Source organism: Vibrio sp. McD22-P3, from assembly GCF_021568915.1.
In the GTDB taxonomy this organism is placed as follows: Bacteria; Pseudomonadota; Gammaproteobacteria; order Enterobacterales; family Vibrionaceae; genus Vibrio; species Vibrio mediterranei.
The window spans coordinates 223,739-230,889 of record NZ_JAKGTN010000008.1 but is presented as its reverse complement, the minus strand read 5'-3'; the positions used below and the strand labels follow the sequence as shown (position 1 = coordinate 230,889).

The 7,151-nt window shown below is 43.7% G+C and carries 7 protein-coding genes; 4 read left to right on the top strand and 3 right to left on the bottom strand.

Annotated elements, in window-relative coordinates:
• Positions 1-184: hypothetical protein (locus L2W36_RS11900; protein WP_236110131.1), on the top strand; the 184-nt coding region annotated here is incomplete at its 5' end.
• A gap of 98 nt (positions 185-282) precedes the next feature.
• Positions 283-474, top strand: coding sequence for a hypothetical protein (locus L2W36_RS11895; RefSeq protein ID WP_236110130.1), 192 nt, complete (start codon positions 283-285; stop codon positions 472-474).
• A gap of 78 nt (positions 475-552) precedes the next feature.
• Here the strand turns inward: L2W36_RS11895 and L2W36_RS11890 are convergent, their stop codons facing one another.
• The 3 genes from L2W36_RS11890 to L2W36_RS11880 form a co-directional block, all read right to left on the bottom strand.
• Positions 553-1,572: a hybrid-cluster NAD(P)-dependent oxidoreductase gene (locus L2W36_RS11890; RefSeq protein WP_236110129.1), complete on the bottom strand. Its 1,020-nt coding sequence runs from the start codon at positions 1,570-1,572 to the stop codon at positions 553-555.
• 57 nt (positions 1,573-1,629) lie between these two features.
• Positions 1,630-3,291, bottom strand: a complete 1,662-nt coding sequence (hcp, locus tag L2W36_RS11885; protein WP_006069107.1) for a hydroxylamine reductase — start codon at positions 3,289-3,291, stop codon at positions 1,630-1,632.
• 196 nt (positions 3,292-3,487) lie between these two features.
• Entirely contained in the window at positions 3,488-4,228 is a 741-nt protein-coding gene (locus tag L2W36_RS11880) for a FadR/GntR family transcriptional regulator (protein ID WP_006069108.1), read from the bottom strand.
• A 220-nt stretch (positions 4,229-4,448) separates the two neighbouring features.
• Between L2W36_RS11880 and L2W36_RS11875 the strand changes: the two genes are divergently transcribed.
• Together L2W36_RS11875 and L2W36_RS11870 are read left to right on the top strand one after the other, a co-directional pair.
• Positions 4,449-5,684, top strand: coding sequence for a M20 family metallo-hydrolase (locus tag L2W36_RS11875; RefSeq protein ID WP_236110128.1), 1,236 nt, complete (start codon positions 4,449-4,451; stop codon positions 5,682-5,684).
• A gap of 46 nt (positions 5,685-5,730) precedes the next feature.
• Positions 5,731-7,122 (top strand): YfcC family protein, encoded by a 1,392-nt coding sequence (locus tag L2W36_RS11870; protein WP_006069110.1) that lies wholly within the window; start codon positions 5,731-5,733, stop codon positions 7,120-7,122.
• Positions 7,123-7,151 lie beyond the last annotated feature (29 nt).

Genomic DNA, 7,151 nt, shown 5'->3' with positions numbered 1-7,151 from the left:
AAGCTTGGGAAACTTGATAGAGGTTATCTTGCTGCTCATTGCAGCCGTTTGTATTTTCTATATTCGACTGATTTACGTTCACAGATATCCGAGTAACCGACTACATTCGCTCTATATTATGTATCTGATAGTCACTGTGATAGTTATTCTAACCCGTGTTTTCTTTCCGCACATGATGGAGTAACACTAAGGATTAATTTAATCATTATTAATACTCTTAGAAACGACCTTCTAACAGCCATTCGTTATGGTAACTCATCACTTATTTCATATTGATTTCCCATGAAAAGTCTTGTCGCTCTTGCTATCGCCTTACTCGCTGCCTATGCCTTATTGAGTCCCAGTCATTATGTGACCAACCCTTGTCCTCAATCTCACTTGGAGCCAACTTCAAAGTCATTTGATGATGTTCATTTCCAGCAGTTGATCAAGCAAGCACAGTCTTGTTCGTCTTGCTCAAAAAGTCATACCTAGAGTTGATATCCGTTAAAAAATGGGCGCTCGTACTAGTCGATACGCCCTCCCAAAACAGTGCAAATTATCAACAATCCGTCAATTCAAGCTCACTTCTACATCCGATTTAATGGTACTGGAACAAGCCAACACAAAACCATTGGCTTTATCTTCTTCAGTCAATGTTTCGTTGCTGGTAGAGTCTACTTGGCCAACTTTCACCTTACATTTGCATGAACCACAAATACCACTGCGGCAAGCTGCAATAACCGGCACGCCTCCCTTCTCCAAGGCATCAATTAACAAGGTTCCCTTATCAGCATCAAGCTCAACGCCAAAGTCAGGCACCGCTACTTTTACAACGCCCTCTTCCATGTCTAGCGTAACATCAGTCGGCGTAAAACTTTCTTGATGGAACTCCGACATATCAAAGTTGGCTTGCTCTAGGGAAGATTTAACTACCTCCATAAAGCCCGTTGGACCACACAAATAAACGGTGCGTTCATGAAAGTCAGGAATTAACGACGTTAGCCATTCAAGATTTATCAAACCTTGCGGAAAATCTGTGCCAGAATTGTCTTCAAGCAACATTTTTAGTGCGAAGTTATCGACCGTTTGGTTAAGCTCAACCAACCTATCAAAGTAAATTGCATCTTGTTTGCTCTTCGCAAGATGGAGAAATTCGATATTGACATCTGCACCGTCCACTAGCCATTGATCGACCATGGACATGACAGGTGTGATACCACATCCCGCGCTGATCATTAGCACTTTGTTTTTGGGCTGACAGTCAATATTATTGAAATGACCAAGTGGTGCTAACGCTTCTACCTGAGCACCAACTTCAAGCTGCTCAACAATATGGTTTGACACCAAACCGCCTGCGACGCGCTTCACTGTGAATTTAAGCGTTTTACTCCCCGGTACTGAACTAATTGAATAAGCTCGATACGCTTTACTGCCGTCAATATCAAAGCCAAGCGATGAGAATTGACCCGGTTTGAATTGAAATTCAGTCTCGCCGGACTTTGAAGCAAGTTCAAACGATACCGAATCTGGTGTTTCAAACCACTTTTTAGTACATGTCAGTTCTATCGTATCTGATTGGGACCATGCCATTACATCATTCCTCTGAATAAGAAATGGCGCCTTAAACGCCATTTCTAGTACCTTTTTTTACGCTGCCAAAATCGTCTTTAAGTCGTTTTCTACGGTAGAAATACCACGCATATCAAACTTCTCTTGTAAGATGCTAAGCAGGTTATCTGTAAGGAATGCAGGAGCCGTTGGACCGGTATAAATGCCTTTAACGCCTAAAGCGAAGAGTGTCAACAAGATGACAATCGCTTTTTGCTCAAACCAAGATAGGACGAGAGTTAGTGGCAATTCGTTAATGCCACAATCAAACTCATCAGCAAGCGCTAACGCCAATTGGATAGCAGAGTAAGCGTCATTGCACTGACCCACATCCAATAGGCGAGGAATACCATTGATGTCACCAAACTGGTTTTTGTTGAAGCGGAACTTGCCACACGCCAGCGTCAGAATAACACTATCTTCCGGAGCTTGAGCTGTAAAATCGCTGTAGTAACTACGCTCTGCCTTGTCGCCATCACAACCACCAACCAAGAAGAAATGCTTGATTGCGCCCGCTTTCACCTGTTCGACGACTGCTGGTGCTGCTTGCATTAGCGCATTGCGACCAAACCCAACCGTGATCATGTGTTCAATTTCGTCGTGCTGGAAGCCGTCTTGTGCAAGTGCACATTCAATCACTTGACTGAAATCGTCCCCTTCAATGTGCGCCACACCTGGCCAACCTACAATGCTGCGCGTGAACAGACGGTCCGCGTATTGACCGACATTAGGATTCAACAGGCAGTTAGACGTCATTACAATCGCACCAGGGAAGTTGGCAAACTCTTTTTGCTGGTTCTGCCATGCGCTGCCATAGTTACCGACTAAATGAGGGTACTTCTTAAGCTCTGGATAAGCGTGAGCTGGGAGCATCTCACCATTAGTGTAGACGTTAATGCCTTTTCCTTCTGTTTGTTGAAGGATTTTCTCTAAGTCATGAAGGTCGTGACCAGACACTAGAATGCAGTGGCCTTTTACCGTTTTAACGTTAACTTGAGTCGGCTCAGGGTGACCGAAGGTTTCCGTTTCACCTTTATCTAGCATTTCCATGATCTTGTAATTCATAAGACCAATTTGCATCGAGGTATTCAGTAATGGCTCTAAATCGACAGGGTCAGTGCCTAACCAAGCCATAATTTGGTGATACTCACCATAGACCGCTTCATCTTTTTGAGAGAGCACACGAGCATGCTCAAGGTAGGCGGCTGCACCTTTAAGGCCGTAGAGACAGAGTAAACGAAGGCCAATCACGTCTTCATGTAAACTATCGTGACCACGGTTTACCGCTGCAGTCGGAGCAAATTCTAATAGCGCTTGTTTTGTAGTTGGTAAGTCAAACTGAGCCGCAGGAGAAAGTTCATCAATCGCGATACCTTGTACTAGAGAGGCAGCTTGAACTTGTTCTTGAAGACGCGCTTTATATGTTGCAGCCAGATTGGCAAGCTCGATGATGCGTTCAGGGTCGAAGTTAACGTTAGTTAGCGTAGAAAAGAATGCTCTAGGCGCCCATTGGTCGATTTCTTGGTCTACGATACCGAATTTACGACCCTGATCGGCCCAGAATGAAACCCCTTGAAGGGTATACACTAACACGTCTTGTAGGTCAGAAACTTCAGACGTTTTGCCACACATACCTTGAGTATAAGAACACCCTTTAGCAACAGGGGTTTGAATAGTTTGTTCGCATTGAATACAGAACATAATGAGGACTCCAGTATTTTAATTCGTGCCTTGGTACTTTGCCAAAGCTGATTATTCCTGAAGTCTCTATAGCATAACGTGTGCCAATTTTTATCTTATTGTAATTAAAGACTTTTAACACAAAAATCACAATTAAAACAGTCATTTAGACCTAGACCACAATCACAACATTAAAACACACCTGAGTCATTATGACCTAAATTACATCAAGAAAACGATTCTCCATTTCAACTTCTTGAAGTTTCATTAGTTTCAACGCAGTTTTCATATGTTTCTGCATGACTTTATACGCCATTTCAGAATCACCAACTCTCAATGCCTCAATTAATGAAAGTTGGCTATCTATACCTGTGCGCCAGAGATCGTAGTTTTCTGGCTCATATAGCTTCTTGTAGATTGTCATATCTGACAACATTTGAGCAGTAAAGCGGATAACCAGTTTTAGTAACTCATTGGAGGAAAAACTTGCCAAAATACGATGGAATTCAATCGACGCTAAGTGATGCTCTCGCTCTTCATAAATATCACGAGGAGGCTCAGCATACAATTTGGTTTGGTCCTTTAGCTCTTTGAGCTGATTCGACGTTAGTTTACCCGCTAAACTGGCGGCAAGTTGGGGCTCTAATGCGAGACGTAGCTGATACAAATCTTCAATTGAAGTCTCCTTGAAGAATAGATAATTACTCAGCAACATTTGCGCTTTTTCTTCAGAGACTTCGGAAACGAAGACACCACCTTTGGGACCCGTTTTTGTCTGCAATAGCCCCTGAGCGTCTAATAGTCGCATCGATTCGCGCACTGTGCTTTTTGAGGCGTCAAACATTTCCATCACTTCCACTTCATTAGGAAGTCTATCTCCTGGCTGAAGCTTCTGTTCCACAATCCATTTTTTAATCGCTGACGCTACGTTTTCGGTTCGTCGTTTTTTGACGGTCAAAAGACACCTCTATTTTTACTCGATTTCAATGTCTACGGTAACTGAAACTCCCTGTCGGGTGAAGCAGTTACCTTAAAACACAAGGTTATCAGCTCTCAATATCGTTACAAATCATACTCACAAAAGCGACGACATCGATTGCATTTATCATGATAAATAGTGTATTTTGCCAATTTATCATGATAAATAAGTAAACGCAGCATCAAAAACGAGAATAAATATGACCATTGCATCCACTTCATCACTAGCTTGGGATTGGCTTGAGCAACTAGCAAAATGTTCTGAGACAACCAACCCTGATGTAGAAGGCGTAACCCGTCTTTGTGCCACAAAAGAACATAAAGAGGCCATCAATCTACTTAAGCAATACATGATGGAGTCAGGCATGTCAGTGAGAATGGACAATGCCGCCAACCTAATTGGCCGATACGCCAGCGCGGAATCAAACGCAAAGACTCTCATCTTTGGTTCACATCAAGACACCGTTCCTAATGGTGGTAAGTACGATGGAATTTTGGGAGTCGTTGTCCCACTCGCTCTCGTTCACCACCTGAACCAGCAAGATATTCAACTTCCGTATAACATTGATGTCATCGCCTTTAGTGATGAAGAAGGCACTCGCTTTCAATCAACACTACTCGGCTCGAAAGCCATTTCCGGTATTTTCGACCCTGCAATGCTCGACGCTAAGGATTCACAAGGGGTATCGCTGCAAGACGCACTTCACGACTTTGGTTGTGAGACACAGCAAATAGAAAATGATGCCTACGACGCAGAAGAAGTCATTGGTTTTGTTGAGCTGCACATAGAACAAGGCCCACAGCTTGAAGCCGAACAACTGCCAGTCGGTGTTGTATCCGCTATCACTGGGATAGAGAGACATACCATAACCATTCATGGCAAAGCGGGACATGCTGGTACTGTTCCAATGCACAACCGCCAAGACTCTCTTGTCGGCGCTGCAAGTGTAATCAGCACTTTTGACGCCCTGTGTAAAAGTGATAGAGATCTCGTTGGCGTGATAGGAAAAATAGAAAACTACCCTAACGGCGTGAACGTCATCCCACAGAAAACGCATATTACCGTTGAACTTCGCTCTCCTATTGATGAGAAGCGCCGTAAAGCAAGAGCGACATTTTTAGCGTCTATTCAGCAACAACTTAATGCACTCAATCTCAGTTACGACCATACGCAGACCTATGAGCAACAAGCCGTTCAATGTTCAAAGGCCCTGTCAGATAAGCTAACTCAAGCTGTCGAAACCTGTGGTATTAAACCGAAAACCTTATTCAGTGGAGCTGGTCACGATGGCCTCGCGGTCAGCTCTCTAACCGACATCGCAATGCTGTTCATGCGATGCACTGATGGCGTAAGTCATCATCCTGACGAAGCGATTACTCAGGAAGACTTACAAGCATCTTTACAAGTACTAAAAGAATTCTGCCTAGCGATATAAAAACGTAAAGAATCAACCTAGAATCAAACTATGGAGAATATTGGACATGGAAATGACCAATCAGATTGACACAACATCGAAACGCCCCTGGTACAAGTCAATGCCAGACCCTATGGTCTTAATTTTTGGCATTTTGGTGGCAACTTACTTGCTCACATTTATCGTTCCAGCAGGCGTATTTGAAAGGGCCGTTGTTGATGGAAAAACAACGGTAGTTCCTGAGTCGTTTACGTATCTTCAAGATGCACCATCGGTGCATTTCTTTGATATTTTCGTCGCCATTCCGAAAGGTTTGATTAGTGCAGCACCTTACCTGTTCATTGTGTTTATCGCTGGTGGGTTGTTCCATATTCTGCAACGTTCCGGAGCATTAGAAAATGCTATTGGTGTCGCAGTAAATCGCGTAGGAGTAGAAAACCGTAACCTAATAATCACTATTGGTACGTTTATTTATGGTTTCTTCGGTGTTGCGGTTGGTTTTGAAAATAACATTGCGTTGGTCCCAGTCGCTGTTTTGATTTCCGCGGCGGTCGGTTATTCAAGCCTAGTAGGTACCGTAATGGCAGTGGGTGGTATCGGTGTTGGTTTTGCTTTGTCACCTATTAACCCATATACCGTAGGTGTTGCTCAAGGTATTGCAGAACTGCCTACTTTCTCTGGCGCTGGCCTGCGTACCGCTCTTGTTATCGCCTCGCTGGCTCTTCTTTCACTCTTTATCTGCAAGAAAGTCACCAAAATGGACTTTGTAGAACAAGATGACTCCGCCGGCCTTAAGAAAGATCTTAGCGAATACTCGATGAATCGAGAGAACAAGCTCACGCTTGCTGCTTTTGTTGCAGGCCTTGGTGTGATGCTTTACGGTGTTTTCGCCAATGGTTGGTACATCAATGAGATTGCAGGTTTATTCCTGCTCATGGCGATTGTTATCGGTATCATCAACAAAATGAATGCTAACCAAATCGTCAAGGAAATGATGGTTGGTGCATCAGGTGTAACCGCAGGTGCCTTGGTAATCGGTGTCGCGGCATCCATTCAGGTGATTCTAGATCAAGCACAGATCATCGACACCATCGTTAATGCACTTAGCTCTCTAATCCAAGATATGCCAATTGCGATCTCTGCGATCGTAGCCAGTGTCGTGCAAGGTATTATCAACTTGTTTGTTCCATCAGGTTCAGGGCAAGCAATGGTAACTATGCCGATTCTAATTCCTGTTGCTGATTTGGTAGGAATGAGTCGTCAGCTGATGATTACTGCATTCCAAGTTGGCGATGGTTTAACCAACCTAATTGTTCCAACATCGGGCGGTACTTTAGCTATGCTGGCATTGGGACGAGTTTCTTACGAGCAATGGCTTAAAGCCATTATGCCATTCATGCTTATGGTATACGGACTAAGCTGGGTCGCACTATTCATTGGCCAATTAATCGGCTACTAACTTCAATTATAAGTGGAGGCACTGCGCCT

Bases quoted from the DNA above. Each gene is read 5' to 3' on its own strand.
- L2W36_RS11870 (WP_006069110.1), top strand. From the start codon at position 5,731: ATGGAAATGACCAATCAGATTGACACAACATCGAAACGCCCCTGGTAC.
- L2W36_RS11895 (WP_236110130.1), top strand. From the start codon at position 283: ATGAAAAGTCTTGTCGCTCTTGCTATCGCCTTACTCGCTGCCTATGCC.
- hcp (WP_006069107.1), bottom strand. From the start codon at position 3,291: ATGTTCTGTATTCAATGCGAACAAACTATTCAAACCCCTGTTGCTAAA.
- L2W36_RS11890 (WP_236110129.1), bottom strand. From the start codon at position 1,572: ATGGCATGGTCCCAATCAGATACGATAGAACTGACATGTACTAAAAAG.
- L2W36_RS11875 (WP_236110128.1), top strand. From the start codon at position 4,449: ATGACCATTGCATCCACTTCATCACTAGCTTGGGATTGGCTTGAGCAA.